This is a genomic window from Mesorhizobium sp. PUT5 (assembly GCF_052216645.1).
Taxonomy (GTDB): Bacteria; Pseudomonadota; Alphaproteobacteria; order Rhizobiales; family Rhizobiaceae; genus Mesorhizobium.
The window spans coordinates 4,210,316-4,225,356 of record NZ_JBQOSO010000003.1 but is presented as its reverse complement, the minus strand read 5'-3'; the positions used below and the strand labels follow the sequence as shown (position 1 = coordinate 4,225,356).

Below are 15,041 nucleotides of genomic sequence, written 5' to 3'. Positions count from 1 at the left end.
GGAGGTGACGCCATGGCTATCAATCTCAAAGGCCGCAGCGTCCTCAAGCTGCTGGACTTCTCGCCGGACGACATCCGCTTCCTGCTGAGGCTTTCGGCCTCTCTCAAGCAGGCCAAATATGGTGGCTATGAGGAGCCGCGGCTGAAGGGCAAGAACATTGCGCTGATCTTCGAGAAGGATTCCACCCGCACCCGCACCGGCTTCGAAGTGGCGGCCTATGACCAGGGCGCGCATGTCACCTATCTCGGGCCGACCGGTACCCAGATCGGCAAGAAAGAATCGATGAAGGACACCGCCCGTGTTCTTGGCCGACTCTATGACGGTATAGAATATCGAGGTTTTGGCCAGGATCAGGCTGAGACATTGGCAACATGGGCGGGAGTACCAGTCTATAATGGCCTGACCGACGAATTCCATCCGACTCAAATTCTCGCCGACTTCCTGACCATGCGGGAATACACTCGCAAGCATCTGTCACAGATTGCCTTTTGCTTCCTGGGTGACGCCGGCAACAATATGGGTAATTCGCTGCTGACAGGTGCTGCCCTGATCGGGATGGATGTGCGGCTCGGGGCGCCCAAGGCATACTGGCCGGATCCTGCGCTGGTGGAGGAAAGTCGAAGGATAGCTGATAAGACAGGCGCCACCATCACATTGACGGAAGACCCACTGGAGGCTGTGCGAGGCTGCGATTTTGTCTATACCGACGTGTGGGTTTCGATGGGCGAACCGGATTCGGTATGGCAGGAACGGATCAAACTTTTGACGCCTTATCGCGTCACCTCCGAAATCATGCTTGGCACCGGCAATCCCCACGCCAAATTCATGCACTGCCTGCCGGCATTCCATAATCGTGAAACCGAGATCGGTGAGAAGATCTTCGAACAGTACGGCGTCGACTGCATGGAGGTCACCGAGGAGGTGTTCGAATCGGAAGCTTCGATCGTCTTCGACCAGGCCGAAAACCGCATGCATACCATCAAGGCGGTGCTGGTCGCGACGTTGGGTGCATAAGATGAGGGTTGTTGTCGCACTCGGTGGAAATGCCCTGCTCAAACGCGGTGAGCCGATGACGGCCGAGGTTCAGCGCACCAACGTACGCAAGGCGGCAGTGGCGCTCGCCGACCTTGCTCGCCATCATGATATCGTCGTCGCCCATGGCAATGGGCCCCAGGTCGGGCTGCTGGCCCTACAAGCAGCCGCTTACACCGACGTCGCACCCTATCCACTCGATATACTCGGCGCCGAAAGCGTTGGCATGATTGGCTACCTCGTCGAGCAAGAGTTAACCAATGCGCTTCCGCCGAACACGAAAATCGCCACGTTGCTGACCCAGATCGAGGTGGATGGAAACGACCCCGCTTTCTCCCGGCCAGAGAAGCCGATAGGCCCCGTCTACGATGATGCCGAGGCGGCTGGCGTGCGGAAAATCCATGGCTGGCCGCTAGTCGAGGAGGCGAAAGGCAAATGGCGCCGGGTCGTGCCGTCGCCCTTGCCACGTCGCATCACCCAGATCGAGGCGTGTGAATCGGCGTGCAAAATTGACCCCCTAAGCTGGGGAATCGGCGTCCAATTTTGACCCCCCTGATGCTTTGATTTGCGACCATCAGCTCGTCGTAGCGAGCGGATGGTGTGGGGATGAAGTCAGTGGATACGATTGCCCGAGTTCGGCGCGCATTCCATGTGCAAGGATGGTCGCTCAAGCGGATCTGCCGCGAGCTGCACGTGTCGCGGAACACGGTTCGGAAGATTCTCAGGTCTGATGAGACGTCCTTCTCCTACGAGCGCGAGCGGCAGCCGATGCCGAAGATCGGTCCGTGGCAGGATCAACTCGACGGGTTCTTGAATGGCAATCGTAGCAAGGCGGCGCGCGAGCAGCTGACGCTGATCCGGATCTACGAAGAACTTTGCAGCCTCGGCTATCAAGGCGGCTATGACGCCGTCCGTCGATACGCGAGGAACTGGGCGAAGGCGCAGGGATCGGCGACGGCGGATGCCTATGTGCCGCTGTTCTTCGCGCCGGGCGAGGCCTACCAGTTCGACTGGAGCCACGAGATCGTCCTGATCAGGGGCGTGACGGTGACCGTGAAGGTCGCCCATGTCCGGCTCTGCCACAGCCGCATGATGTTCGTCAGAGCTTATCCGCGCGAGACGCAGGAGATGGTGTTCGATGCCCACGACCGGGCCTTTGCCTTCTTCGGCGGCGCCTGCACCCGCGGCATCTACGACAACATGAAGACGGCGGTGGAGACGGTGTTCGTCGGCAAGGATCGGCAATACAATCGCCGCTTCCTGCAGATGTGCAGCCACTTTCTCGTCCAGCCCGTTGCCTGCACGCCGGCGTCTGGCTGGGAGAAGGGCCAGGTCGAGAACCAGGTCGGGCTGGTGCGCGAGCGTTTCTTCACTCCGCGGCTGCGGTTCAGCTCTTATGAGGAACTCAACGCCTGGCTGCTCGACAAATGTGTCGCCTACACCAAGGCGCACCGTCACGTCGACCAGCCTGAGCGCAGGATCTGGGACGTGTTCGAGGAAGAGCGTGGCAAGCTCGTCGACTATCGCGGCCCTTTCGACGGGTTCCATGCGGTGCCAGCCTCGGTGTCCAAAACCTGCACGGTTCGCTTCGACAACAACAAATACTCGGTTCTGTCGACGGCTATCGGCCGCCCGGTCGAGATCCATGCCTATGCCGATCGCATCGTCATTCGCCAGGACGGCGTGGTCGTCGCCGAGCATGCTCGTTCCTTCGGTCGCGGCGAGACGATCTACGATCCCTGGCATTACGTTCCGGTCTTGGCCCGCAAGCCCGGCGCCTTACGCAACGGCGCGCCATTCCAGGACTGGGTTCTGCCCTCGGCCATGGAGCGTATCCGACGCAAATTGAAGGCGGCGCATGACGGCGACCGGCAGATGGTGGCGATCCTCGCCGCGGTGCTGACCGACGGCATCGACGCCGTGGAGGCCGCCTGCCAGGAAGCGCTCGACCAGAACGTCTGCTCATCCGCTGTCGTCATCAACATACTGGCGCGTCGCCGCGACCCGGCGCCGGCCGTCACCATTCTCACCCCGGACGCACTCCGCCTGCAGCATGAGCCGCAGGCCGACTGCGCCCGATATGACAGCCTCAGGAGGGCAAGCTGATGGAACGCACACAGGTTCTGGATCTGATGGGCACGTTGAAGCTCTACGGCATGCGCGGCGCCTATGACGAGGTGATGGCGACGGGCATCAAGCGCCAGCACGAGCCGCCGCGGATCGTCGGCGACCTTCTCTCGGCCGAGATCGCCGAGAAGCAGGCGCGCTCCATCAAATACCAGCTCACCGTTGCCAAGCTGCCGCTGGCCAAGGATATCGAGGAGTTCGACTTCGACGGCACGCCGGTCAACGAGGCGCTGATCCGAGACCTCGCCAACGGAACCTTCGTTGCCGACCAGCGCAACGCCGTTCTCATCGGCGGCACCGGAACCGGCAAGTCGCATCTGGCAATCGCCATTGCCCGATCCCTGATACGCAACGGCTCGCGCGGCCGCTTCTTCAACGTCGTCGATCTCGTCAACCGTCTCGAGACCGAGCACCGCGGCGGCAAGCAGGGCCGCATCGCCGATTACCTCACCCGGCTTGACTTCGTCGTGCTCGATGAACTCGGCTATCTCCCGTTCGCGCAAGCCGGCGGGCAATTGCTCTTCCACCTGATCAGCAAGCTCTACGAGCGAACTTCAATCATCGTCACCACCAACCTGGCCTTCGGAGAATGGCCGGCCGTGTTCGGCGACGCCAAGATGACGACAGCACTGCTCGACCGCCTCACCCATCACTGCGAGATCATCGAGACCGGAAACGAATCCTGGCGCTTCAAGAACCGCGCCTGATCACCCATCAAACCGATCCGCACTCGCCGGGCTGCGCAACCCTGACCCACTTCGCCCGGCGAGCGCTGACCGCCGCGCGCTACACACGGGGGGTCAAAATTGGACGCCGATAGGGGGTCAGTTTTGCAAGCCGTTTGACATGCCGGTGCTGGTGCCGCCCGCCACGAGGATATTGGCGCGGGAAGAAACGGCCTCGCGCAGCGCGACGGCCTGGACGTCGGCCATGATCCCGGCGGCGACGTAATCATCGAGGGTGAAGACGGCGACCGCCGGTTTTCGGATGGCGAAGGTCGGCGACGTGACCACCGGCGGAAGCAAGCCCTCGAACCGCTCGCCGCTCTCCGGCAACTCGGCCGACACGCGCGGGGCGCGGGCATGCACTTCTGCCCCCACGTGATGGGCGACGAGACGAACGATGCGCTCGCCATCGTCCGGGGTCAGCCGCTCGCCGGTGTCTTCAAGTCCTCCGGCGAGGCGATCCACCCAGATGCGACCGTCGGGGTTCAGCATCACCTCGACGATCGAGGGATCGCGCAACAGGTCCGAGATGGCAGGCCCGAGCGCGGTGCGGAGCATGCGCGCGCCGCGTTCCATCGTTGCCTGTTTGCGATTCTGACCAGCCATCTCGTCCCCGTTTCCGGGGAGGAGGGCGAAGGCGGTCCCCGGATGGGGATGACTAAAAGGACGGCAAAACGGGCCGATTCAACAAGTTTCGGTCGTAGTAGTAGTGCAGCGCAGTAATACAGGAGAATGGCGGAATCGGATCGCGGCGAGAACGTGCTGCCGGCCCTGTAGCGGGCGAATCAGTCGGTGGGCCGAAATGGATAATCCAGCCGCCTCGACAGGCCGGACGTCCTGGCGCGGCCCGGCGAGGCGATGGCCGGGGTCTTCGAGCCGGCGCGCAGTCCAGCGACGCGTCAGGCCGTCAAGCGGCTGCGCTCACGTCGAAGTCGAAATGGATGTTCTCGTAGGGAAATTCCACGCCGCTTTCAGTGCGGTCGATGACCCCTGCATTGATAAGGGTCGTCACGTCCCGGTGAACGGCCTGCACATCGCGGCCGACGCGCCGCGCCACTTCACGGATCGACAGCGCGCCATGCCCGGCAAGGGCCTTGACGATGGCGAGACGGGCGGGGGCAAGCACGCGGTGCATGTCCTCATAGCTGCCGAAATTGAGGGCGGGCTGAACGTCGACCGGCTTACCGGCGAGCGCCCGCTCGCTGGCGGTGGCGATCCTGCCGCGAATATCGCTCATGCCGCCCAATCGAACGGTAAGGGTCCTCATACCAGCATCCTTTCCATGTCGCGCTCGAACGCGGTCAAAAGCGCCTCCAGCGTGGTGAACTCGAACGGTTCTTCCCTGTCGCCGATATGGCGGTGATCGCCTTTGCCCCGCTCATTGTCGTAGCGGAGAATACATTTGCCCCCGACCACGAGGGCAAGCCGGTATTTGAAGCTATGGCTGCTGCCGGGAACTGGGGACGGCACATGCCAGACCACGATCTCATGGAAAGCGTTCTCGCTGAGGACCGTGCGTTCCCTTGCAATCAGTATGGCTTCCATGTTGTTATTCCTAACAACGGCTCGGGGTGTTGTCAATCAGAACAACGCACCGTGCGCTCTCCGGCCCTCAAAGGCTGCGTCCCGCATCTTGCCCGTCTGCTGCCGATGGCGCGATGTCGTCGGGGATCTCGCTCAGGAAGCTGCTGCCCTGCTGGAGCCGCATGCCGAGGGTCTGGACGAAGCCGTCGAACCGCTTGAGACCCCTGGTGTGGGCGGCCGCGTTCTCCTCGGGCGGGAGCTGCGGGGTGACGGTCAGCCAGTGCCGGATGAACAGCGCCAGCGTGTCGGCGGTCAGCCGCATATCGCGCTCCAGCCGTGCCGTCTGGCGCGACAGGCGATCGAGCCGGCGCGTGAAGGCGGCTTCGCGCATATCCTGCGCGTCGGGCGACAGGAAGGAGGCGATCGCCGCCTCAGCCACCGCCGAGCGCGACAGCCTGCGGCGATCGGCGAGGTCGTTGAGCCTGACGAGCAGGTCGGATGGAAGGGTCAGGGAAAGGCGTTCACGCATGATGGTTCCTCACATGTCGATGCCGTCATTCGGGTCCATGGCGACCTGGCGGGCGACGCCGCGCATCTGGCGGCGCATGACCTGCCGCTGCCGGGCGCTGTCTTCCTGATCGTCGCCGAGCAGGTGTCGGAACTCGTCCTCGGGAGCGGACTCCTTCTTCTCGTGGACGATCTCGACATGTTGTGGCATGTCGGGTTCGCGGCGCAGGCCGGAATTGGCCTTGTCCTCCTCCTTCCTCGCGGCCTTTTCGGCGGCCGCGACCAGCGCAGCATCGGGCGCAAGGGGGCTCAGCGCTGACCATCCATCCGGCCGCGGCGACTTGGTGATCGTCGCCGGATCGGGGGGCGGCAGGATACGTTCGGTCATGCGCGGGTCGATATAGTAGCGTGCCTTCTTCGCCCGGATCGGCGGGCTGCCCGCGACCATGACGATCTCGTCGTCCGGCGGAAGCTGCATGATCTCTCCTGGCGTCAGGAGCTGGCGGGCGGTCTCCGAGCGCGACACCATGATGTGGCCGAGCCACGGAGCCAGCCGGCTGCCGGCATAGTTCTGCATCGCCTTCATCTCGGTCGCTGTGCCGAGGGCATCGGAGACGCGCTTGGCCGTCCTTTCATCATTGGTGGCGAAGCTCACCCTGACGTGGCAGTTGTCGAGGATGGCGTTGTTCTGGCCGTAGGCCTTCTCGATTTGATTGAGGGACTGGGCGATGAGGAAGCTCTTGATCCCGTAGCCCCCCAGAAACGCCAGCGAGGACTCGAAGAAGTCCAATCTCCCCAAGGCGGGAAACTCGTCGAGCAGCAACAGCACGTGATGCCGTCTGTCCTTGGCGTGGAGGTCTTCCGTCAACCGGCGCCCGATCTGGTTGAGGATAAGGCGGATCAGGGGCTTCGTTCGCGAGATGTCTGACGGCGGCACCACGAGGTAGAGCGTCGAGGGTTCCGGGTCGGCAATCAGATCGGCGATACGCCAGTCGCAGCGCGAGGTGACGGCCGCTACGACGGGATCGCGATACAAGCCCAGGAAGGACATCGCGGTGGACAACACGCCAGAGCGTTCGTTGTCGCTCTTGTTGAGAAGCTCGCGCGCCGAGGACGCGACGACAGGGTGCGGCCCGGCCTCGCCCAGATGCCGCGTCGCCATCATGGCGTCGAGCGTTGCCTCGATCGTGCGGCGCGGGTCGGACAGGAAGGCGGCGACGCCGGCCAGGGTCTTGTCCTTCTCTGCATAAAGAACATGCAGGATCGCGCCGACCAGCAGCGAGTGGCTGGTCTTCTCCCAATGCGATCTCTTCTCAAGGCTCCCTTCCGGATCGACCAGCACGTCGGAGATGTTCTGGACGTCGCGCACCTCCCACTCGCCGCGCCGTACCTCGAGCAAGGGATTGTAGGCCGCCGAGGCCACATTGGTCGGATCGAAGAGAAGGACGCGGCCGTGCTTCGCCCGGAAGCCGGCGGTGAGCTGCCAGTTCTCGCCCTTGATGTCATGGACGATGCAGCTTCCCGGCCAGGTCAGCAGGCTCGGCACCACGAGCCCGACACCCTTGCCCGATCGTGTCGGCGCGAAACACAAGATATGCTCAGCGCCGTCATGCCTGAGATAGTCGCGCTCGTAGCGGCCGAGGACCACGCCGTCCTGGCCGAGAAGGCCTGCGCTTTCGACCTCCGACCGCTCGGCCCATCGCGCCGAGCCGTAGGTGTCGATGTCGGACGCCTCGCGGGCGCGCATCACCGACATGGTGATGGCGACGGCGATGGAAAGGAACCCGCCGGAAGCCGCGATGATGCCGCCCTCGGCGAAAATGCGCGGCGCATAGGCTTCGTAGAAATACCACCACCAGAACAGGGCCGGCGGGTAATAGACCGGCCAGCCGGCGGCCTCGAACCACGCCGGCCCGAGCTGGGGCTGGAAGCCGAGCCGGAAGGCGACCCATTGCGTGCCGCCCCAGACCGAGGCGAGGACGATCAGGAAGACGATGCTGATCTGGCCCCAGAGGATTTTCGTGCCGGACATGGGAGGTTCCTTTCGTCAAAGGCCGAGATCGCGCTTGCGGCCGAGCGACCAGTCGATGCCGCCTCCGTCGCGGGCGACGCCGGAGATGTGCTGGCCGAGCTTGTGTTCGATCTCGCGGGACCAGGGGACGAGCTGGAAGCCGCGCCCGCCGTCGGGGGCGAGGCCCTCGATCATGGCGAAGCGGCCGGAGGAGAGCGCGAGCTGGCGGCGATAGGTGCCGGCGACATATTCCCCGGCCTGCGCCTTCACATGCGCAAGGCCGGTCTCGGTCGAGAGCTCGGCGCCCACCATCTCAAGCTCGCGGCGGCGCAGGGTCGAGAGCAGATTGCGTTGCAGAACGATGCGCTGGCTTTCGCGGCGGGCGAGGCCCTCGTCGGCGAGATGCTCGGCGCGCGCGTCCATCGCCTCGCGCACCTCGCGGCCGAAGCCGCCCATGGCGAGCGGCATGGGCTCGCGCTCGACCAGCCGGTGATCGAGCCAGGTCGCTCCCGGCGCTGTGATCTGGCTCTGAAGGTCGAGGTCGGAGCGATTGGCGAGGACGATGGTGGGCCGTGGATCGTCCGGGCCGCCGAAACGGCGGACCTCGACGATGCCGCCGATCGGCGGCGCGTACTCGAACGCCTCGATGCCGCGCAGCCGGACGTGATGGGCGCGGCCGTCGGCGCCGTCGATCACGGCATAGGCTTCGCCGGTCAGCTCGTCATGGAGGCCCTTGTCGACCAGCCGGCCGATGATGGGTGGCCCGTCCTTGCCGGCATCGATCGTGAAGTCGGCGACGCCGCGCTCTTCGCCCAGCCCCGCGAAGGCCCGGTGCATGGTCTTGATGATCTCGCCGCGCGCGCCGAGATCGCGAAGCGTCCGTTCCGCTCCCGGCTCGACGAACCATTCGTTGACCCCGGCATCGGCGGCGAGGCCCATCTTTTCGAGATGGCGCAGGCGCGCGACCAGCAGGCGGCGGATTTCGGGATCGTCCGGCCCCTTGGCCTCGGGCCGCAGGTCGATATAGCCCAGCTCGTTCGACTGGCGGGTGATCTCCCGATCGAGCCGCGTCCAGCGTTCGGCATCGACCTCCCGCGCGAGGCTGGGGCGGATCTCGTGTTCGGGCTTGGGGCCGAGTTCGGCGTCGACCAGATCCTCGGCGCGTCCGCGCAGGCCGTGGCTGATATAGTCGCGCGAGATGACGAGATCGGCGCCGGTCTCGTCGACGCCGCGCACCAGCAGATGGACATGCGGGTTGTCGGTGTTCCAGTGATCGACGGCGATCCAGTCGAGGCGGGTGCCGAGATCGGCCTCCATCTGCCTCGCGAGATCGCGCGTGAAGGCCCGCAGGTCTTCCATGTCGCCGGCGTCCTCGGGGGAGATGATGAAGCGGAAATGGTGCCGGTCGTCCTGGCAGCGATCCGCGAAGCCGAGATCGTCGGCGCGGTCGTTCTCGGCGTCAAACATGACACCCTTCTCGCCGTCGCGGCTGACGCCCTCACGCTTCAGATAGGAGAGGTGCGCCGAGATCGACGCGGAACGAAAGGCGCGGCCCCTGTGCCGGGCGATGCGCGCCTTGGCGACAACGCGACGACGCGAGCCGAGCAGCCGACTGCGCGGCACGACATTGCGCCCGCGGCCGAAGGTCGAGCGGCCCGAACCGCTGCCTCGGCGGCCTGATCCCGATGCCGATCCGCTGGCGGGCGCGTTGCTCGCCTGCCTGGCGGCGCGCAGCACCTGGTTGATGAAGGTCTTCGTGCGCGGTGCGCGGGTCGAGCGCGGCTTGCCGGGGCGGATGCGAAACTCGTAGTCGTCGCCGCTCATTCGCGCCTCCACCGAGGCACGGCGAAGCCGCCCATACGAAGTGACTTTGATTTTGCTGGCAAAATCGCCCATGCGTATGCACGACCGACCGCCATATGCGCAAAACACCAAGCCATTCCAATGGCTTGACGGTGGTTTGCGCAGGCGCTTTTACCTTGCCGTATTCCGGTCGCCGTGCCCCTTCCGGCGCGCGACCCTTCCCTTCCTTTCTGGCACTCCGCTACAGCGCGAAACCGTGCGATCCAGCTCATGGCAAGCCTCCCGGGCCGGATCGCGCGACGAACAGGGCTTCGGCCGGGGCCGGCGCGAGCGAACCGCGCGACGCGGCAGGCGCATCCGAACGCGCGCCGACACTGCGTTCGCCGTGCAGGCCGGGTGCATGTTCCGGGCCAGCCGGTGCCGTGACGAAGAGGGAAGCATCGCGCCAGTCGGCGACGCGCTGCGGGCCGGCGAAAGCGCCTGGCGCGAACGGCTCACCGCCGAGAACAGGCGCGAGCGCGGCGACGTAATCGCGCGTTTCTTGCGGCAGGCCGCGTTCACCGGCAAGGTATTCGTCATACCGGCCGGGACCGAAATTGTAGGCGCCGAGCATGTCGGTGACGGTGCGGTAGCGGTCCCACATGGCGCGCAGGTAGGCCGCTCCCGCGAGGATGCTGTCGCGCGGCTGGAACGGATCGCTGCCGAGCCGATGGAGCGCGCGCTGTTCATCCCATGTCGCGGGCATGAGCTGCATCAGGCCCATTGCACCGGCCGACGATACGGCGGTCGGATCGCCATTGCTTTCGGCGGCGAGGACGGCCGCGATCCAGCCGGCCGGAATGCCGAAACGGTGCGCTGCCTCGGCGATGTCGATGGCATAAAGACCGCCGATCTCCAGCTGCGCCGCCTGCACGGTCTCGGCCAAGACCCTCGGCCCTGGCGCGAAGCCGAGAAGCAGGCCGGAAAGGAGAAGGAGGAGAGCCGGGCGTCGAACGGCGCAAGACCGTCTGACGCCGGTGGGACGTTGAACGGTCACTTGTCGGCCCCTTCGGACCGCTTCGTCCGCTGGTCGTTGGTGTGCAGGCTCCAGGCGGTGTCGTCGTCGCCGTCGCGGAACAGGTTGGCGCGCAGCCAGCCGAACAGCGGGCTATAGATCTCGATCGCGACGAACTCGCCGGCCTTTTCGCCGACATGCGACCAGCCCGCGCCGATGTCGAGGCCGTTTTCGTCGCCGAGCAGGATGCGGTAGTTCGGGGCGTTTTCGGCCTCCGACGGCTTGGCCGGAACGAATGTGAGCGGCTCATCCATACCGAGCGCGCGGAAGCGCCCCTTGAAGCCGGTTTCCGTGCGGGTGAAGTCCCCGAGATCTGCCATGGTCTTGTCTCCTGTGGGTGGCGGTTGCGGGATGTTCACGGCTCCAGGGCCGGATCGGTGAAGCGCCAGCCAAAGCGGCCCGTCGCCGTATTCGTCGGTGTAGAGAGGCAGCGCGCGGCCGATGACGGCGGAGGCCGGAAGCGCGCCGAAGTAGCGGCCGTCGAGGCTGTCGGCGGCGTCCCAATTCATCAGGAACAGCTCGCCCTCGGCGATGATCCGGCAGCCCTGCCATTGCGGCAGGTCGCGGCCGAAGCGGTCGCGCGACTGCGCGTCGCCATAGGCGTGATCGTAGGCGATCACGGCCGCGCCACGGCGGCAGACCTCGGCACCCGGCAGCGCCAGCACGCGCTTGATGAGCGGCACGCCACGCGGCAGGTAGCCGCGCGCGTCGAGGAAGGCGGCGAGGTCGTCGGGCGGCAGCACCGCGACCAGATCGCCGACCTCGATCGTCGTTACCGGCGCAAGCGAATAGAGCCCGACCGCGACGCTTCCCGATGCGTTCCAGATGAAGCGAGGCGCCTGGCCGGTGACAACGGATGCGGCGATCAGCGCCGCACCGGCCAGCATGGCGATGAGCGTGACGCGGTGTGGGCTCATGGCATGATGCTCCGGCGCGCAAGCCAGGCATCGTGCTGGTCGCGCGTGTAGGGACGCGGTTCCACACCGGCCGTCAGCCGGTTGTGGACGTGCCGCCAATAGACGGGTGCGGCGTCAGCCGGCTCGATGCCGAGGGCCTCGATCGTGTCAACGAGCTGGAGCACGCGCTCGACCTTCGGCCAGCCATGGAGTTTCAGGAGAAGATCGCCGCCGGGCCGGATAAAGGGCGCGGTCTGGAAAGGCTCGCCGCGTCCGATGGCGCGCAGGATGTCGATGCGCGACACGACGGTCCCGTAGTCGTTCGACGCCCAGCGGACGAAGGCGAAGACGCTGTTCGGCGCGAAGCCGACGACGCGGCTGCGCCTGTCGATCGTCCGCTGGTAGATCGGGCGGCCGAAGCGGATGCGGTGCTCGATCCGGCCTTCCTCCCAGGTCAGGTGAACCAGCGTGGTGAAGGGCGGTGCGTCGTTCGGCAGCGCATGGCCGCCCATGCGGCGGTTGTCGAAGCCGGTCATGGCGTGTCTCCATCGGCAGGCGGGAACTCGCGCGCGAGGAGGTCGCGCAGCATGTCGGCGACGGTGACGCCGCGCTGGAAGGCCGTGATCTTGATGCGGCCGCGCAGGGCCGGCGTGATGTCCACGGTCAGCCGGGCGGAATAGGCGTCGGCGGTATCCGCGCGCGGCGGCGGCACGTCGCCGGCCTTGATCCAGCTATCGGGATCGGCCGGGCGCCTGGCGAAGCCGCGCCTGTCCGTGTCGGCCGTCATGACGGGCCTCCGTCATGGAACGGCAGCACGCTGGCGATGCGGTCGCGGGCGCGGTCGGCCATTGTGGGGTCGATCTCGCAGCCGATATAGCGCCGGCCGGAGAGCCGGCAGGCTTCGCCGCCGGAACCCGAGCCGGCGAACCAGTCGCCGACCAGGCCACCTTTCGGGCAGCTCGTGCGGATGAGGATTTCGAGAAGGGCGGAAGGCTTCTCGGTCGGGTGGATGGCGCGACCGTGGCAGTTGCGCAGGTAGATGACCGAGCGCATCAGGCGCGGCCCGCCGTCATGGCTGACATAGTGGCCGGCGCCGATCTGGCCGGTATGGGGTGGACGCTGCTTGCGCCGAACGGTGCGGGCGGTCGCGTCGGGCGTGGTCTGCGGATCGTTGTAGATTTCGCCCCAGGGCGTCTCGGCCGGATAGAACTGGACGGCCAGCTCATGCACGCGCTTGAAGCGGTCGGCGTGAAAGCTCGTGCCGTTCTGCTTCTCCCAGACGATCTCCTGGGCGAGCCGCAACCCGGCATCGGCGAAGCGGTCGGCGGTGGCCATGAAGCTGCGCAGCGAGCCGAAAACCCACATCGAGCCGGTCGGCGCAAGCGCGGCACGCGCCAACGCCAGCCAGCCCTCGACGCGGCGATCCCAGGCGAGCGACGTGTCCCCGTAAGGCGGATCGGCAAGAATCATGTCGTAGGGGCCGTGCGCCGGCATGCGATCGCGGCAATCGCCGGACAGGATGATTTCGGGGAGCACCATCATGGCGCGGTTCCCCTGATGCCGAGACGCATGACCTCGCCCGCCAGCGCCGCGATTTCGCGCGCGGCGGCCGACTGGCGGTCGATGTCCGAGGCGAGCCGCCCGGTCTGTGCGGCGTCGGCGAAAACGACACGCTGCCCGACCGTGGCAGCGAGCAAGGGCGGATCATGGTCGACCAGCGTCTCGGCCGTCTCACGAGCGATGACGGTGCGCGCTCCGCAGCGATTGAGCACGAAACGGGCGACGAGCTGCGGCCGGTAGATGCGGGCCTCGGCGAGCAGCGCCAGCATCTCGGCCGAGGCCCAGCCGTCGAGCGGCGACGGCTGCACCGGGATCAGCACGAGATCGGCGGCAAGCAACGCCGAGCGCATGAGGCCGGCGACGCGCGGCGGGCCGTCTATGACGACGTGATCGACGTCGCGGGCAAGCTCGGGAGCTTCGCGGTGCAGCGTGTCGCGCGCCAGGCCGACGACGCCGAACAGGCGCGGCAGGCCCTCGCGCGCGCGTTGCTGGGACCAGTCGAGGGCCGAGCCCTGCGGGTCGGCGTCGACCAGGGTGACGCGGCTTCCGCGCATCGCCAGTTCGCCAGCCAGATGCAGCGCCAGCGTCGTCTTGCCGACGCCGCCCTTTTGATTGAGCAACGCGACGATCATCGGCGTCCTCCCGGCGGATCGAGAGGAAGCCGGGGCGTGTCGGCCGCAGAGGTATCGGCATCGTCGCTCGCTGCGGCACGCTGCGGCGCGAAAGGCACGCTTTTCTTCGCGGCTACGCTGAGGCTTCGGGCGGCGTCGCGGATGAGGTTATCCACCTCGCGCGCGCGCCCTTTAAAGTTAGTATTATTGTTAGACTCTAAGTTAAGGCCCGGAATCGTCGTGTCCGGCCAAAGGGTTAGTTGGTGTCGCTGCGTGTGATCTCCCGATGGCCCTGCGTGTGATCTCCCGATGGTCCTTGCGTGTGATCTCCCGATTGTTTCCACAGGATTACCCACAGGCCCTGTGGATAAGTGCGCCGGCAGGATACGCAGCATCTCGCGGCCGCCATCATGCTCGATGCGCAGGCAGTAGCCGGGCAATGGCTGACGCGCGGCGATGCGGCGGATCTGGAGCGCGAAGTCGGAGACGCGCGCCAGGCTGCCGGATTTCTCATGCAGATGTTGGAGGTCGAAGACCCAGCCCTGCGGCTGGCGGCCGGCATGCTTGCGGGCGACGCGGTAGAGCCAGCGTTCGATCCCGCCCTTGAGCCGGAAATAGGCGCGGTCGATGGCGAGGACCAGAGAGCGGTCGACGACGCCGCGATAGAACCAGTCGGGCAGGACCAGCTCCATGCCTTCGACGCGGCCGTCATGGCGCGTGAGTTCCTCCCATTCGTTCACCCAGGAGAATTGGTGCCGCCGCCAATGCTCGCCGTTGCGGATCGTTGTGCGGATCGAGGTCGATTGCAGGCGGGCGAGCGCCGCCTTGAGCAGCTTGTAGTCGCTGGCGCCGGTCTCGCGCCCGATGGCGGTCAGGAGGTGAAAGGGGGTGAAGCGGAGGAAGCGGGAGGTGCCCAGGCCGAGATTCTCGGCCTCGACGATCTGCCCTGCCGCCCAGATCAGGATGTCCGCATCCCAGATGGTCGCCATGCCATGCTGCGGCACGGCGAAAACCTCGACGCGGACCTCGCCGGCCTCGTAGAGGATCGGCACGGTGCGCCGTGATTTCGCCAGTGAGAAGAACGGGCGCTCCATCAGGTCGCGCTGGTCGCGCGAGCTGGCGTCGCCTGTGGCGATGACGAACGGGTCGAGGCGGGTGCGCTCGGAGCTGGGAAGGCGTCGGGACATGCGT

14 protein-coding genes and 3 pseudogenes are annotated in these 15,041 nt (G+C 66.0%); 4 read left to right on the top strand and 13 right to left on the bottom strand.

Features of this window, described 5'->3' with window-relative positions; genetic code table 11:
- The first annotated feature begins 12 nt into the window (after positions 1-12).
- The 4 genes and pseudogenes from argF to istB all read left to right on the top strand — a co-directional run bounded on the left by argF (position 13) and on the right by istB (position 3,866).
- Positions 13-1,014 (top strand): ornithine carbamoyltransferase, encoded by a 1,002-nt coding sequence (gene argF, locus ACTDI4_RS22215; protein WP_442843202.1) that lies wholly within the window; start codon positions 13-15, stop codon positions 1,012-1,014.
- 1 nt (position 1,015) lies between these two features.
- A pseudogene (locus tag ACTDI4_RS22210) lies at positions 1,016-1,516 on the top strand (amino acid kinase family protein); the annotation flags it as partial.
- Positions 1,517-1,638: 122 nt separating this feature from the next.
- Positions 1,639-3,205 (top strand): annotated as a pseudogene (istA, locus tag ACTDI4_RS22205) (IS21 family transposase).
- A complete protein-coding gene (gene istB, locus ACTDI4_RS22200; protein WP_442840079.1) occupies positions 3,138-3,866 on the top strand; it encodes an IS21-like element helper ATPase IstB in 729 nt (242 codons plus the stop codon). Before istA ends, istB begins: the two are co-directional and overlap by 68 nt.
- A gap of 141 nt (positions 3,867-4,007) precedes the next feature.
- On the opposite strand, the pseudogene ACTDI4_RS22195 reads toward istB, so the two are convergent.
- The 13 genes and pseudogenes from ACTDI4_RS22195 to ACTDI4_RS22135 form a co-directional block, all read right to left on the bottom strand.
- A pseudogene (locus ACTDI4_RS22195) lies at positions 4,008-4,490 on the bottom strand (P-type conjugative transfer ATPase TrbB); the annotation flags it as partial.
- Positions 4,491-4,791: 301 nt separating this feature from the next.
- Positions 4,792-5,151 (bottom strand): HVO_A0114 family putative DNA-binding protein, encoded by a 360-nt coding sequence (locus ACTDI4_RS22190; RefSeq protein ID WP_442843201.1) that lies wholly within the window; start codon positions 5,149-5,151, stop codon positions 4,792-4,794.
- Positions 5,148-5,429 carry a toxin-antitoxin system TumE family protein gene (locus ACTDI4_RS22185; RefSeq protein WP_442843200.1) on the bottom strand — a complete coding sequence of 94 codons (282 nt, stop codon included), beginning with the start codon at positions 5,427-5,429 and terminating at the stop codon, positions 5,148-5,150. Before ACTDI4_RS22185 ends, ACTDI4_RS22190 begins: the two co-directional genes overlap by 4 nt.
- Before the next feature lie 67 nt (positions 5,430-5,496).
- Complete coding sequence (locus ACTDI4_RS22180; protein ID WP_442843199.1) at positions 5,497-5,937, bottom strand: ribbon-helix-helix protein, CopG family; 441 nt, start codon at positions 5,935-5,937, stop codon at positions 5,497-5,499.
- Between the two features lie 9 nt (positions 5,938-5,946).
- Complete coding sequence (locus tag ACTDI4_RS22175; protein WP_442843198.1) at positions 5,947-7,947, bottom strand: conjugal transfer protein TraG; 2,001 nt, start codon at positions 7,945-7,947, stop codon at positions 5,947-5,949.
- A gap of 15 nt (positions 7,948-7,962) precedes the next feature.
- Positions 7,963-9,750, bottom strand: a complete 1,788-nt coding sequence (locus ACTDI4_RS22170; RefSeq protein WP_442843197.1) for a relaxase/mobilization nuclease domain-containing protein — start codon at positions 9,748-9,750, stop codon at positions 7,963-7,965.
- A 247-nt stretch (positions 9,751-9,997) separates the two neighbouring features.
- Positions 9,998-10,654, bottom strand: coding sequence for a lytic transglycosylase domain-containing protein (locus ACTDI4_RS22165; protein ID WP_442843196.1), 657 nt, complete (start codon positions 10,652-10,654; stop codon positions 9,998-10,000).
- 107 nt (positions 10,655-10,761) lie between these two features.
- Positions 10,762-11,700 carry a DUF736 family protein gene (locus ACTDI4_RS22160; RefSeq protein ID WP_442843195.1) on the bottom strand — a complete coding sequence of 313 codons (939 nt, stop codon included), beginning with the start codon at positions 11,698-11,700 and terminating at the stop codon, positions 10,762-10,764.
- Positions 11,697-12,215 carry a DUF2840 domain-containing protein gene (locus ACTDI4_RS22155; RefSeq protein WP_442843194.1) on the bottom strand — a complete coding sequence of 173 codons (519 nt, stop codon included), beginning with the start codon at positions 12,213-12,215 and terminating at the stop codon, positions 11,697-11,699. Before ACTDI4_RS22155 ends, ACTDI4_RS22160 begins: the two co-directional genes overlap by 4 nt.
- Positions 12,212-12,466, bottom strand: a complete 255-nt coding sequence (locus ACTDI4_RS22150) for a hypothetical protein (RefSeq protein ID WP_442843193.1) — start codon at positions 12,464-12,466, stop codon at positions 12,212-12,214. Before ACTDI4_RS22150 ends, ACTDI4_RS22155 begins: the two co-directional genes overlap by 4 nt.
- Entirely contained in the window at positions 12,463-13,221 is a 759-nt protein-coding gene (locus tag ACTDI4_RS22145; protein ID WP_442843192.1) for a DNA-methyltransferase, read from the bottom strand. Before ACTDI4_RS22145 ends, ACTDI4_RS22150 begins: the two co-directional genes overlap by 4 nt.
- Positions 13,218-13,871: a ParA family partition ATPase gene (gene parA, locus ACTDI4_RS22140; protein ID WP_442843191.1), complete on the bottom strand. Its 654-nt coding sequence runs from the start codon at positions 13,869-13,871 to the stop codon at positions 13,218-13,220. The genes ACTDI4_RS22145 and parA overlap by 4 nt, the downstream gene beginning before the upstream one ends.
- Positions 13,868-15,037 carry a replication initiator protein A gene (locus tag ACTDI4_RS22135; protein WP_442843190.1) on the bottom strand — a complete coding sequence of 390 codons (1,170 nt, stop codon included), beginning with the start codon at positions 15,035-15,037 and terminating at the stop codon, positions 13,868-13,870. The genes parA and ACTDI4_RS22135 overlap by 4 nt, the downstream gene beginning before the upstream one ends.
- Positions 15,038-15,041 lie beyond the last annotated feature (4 nt).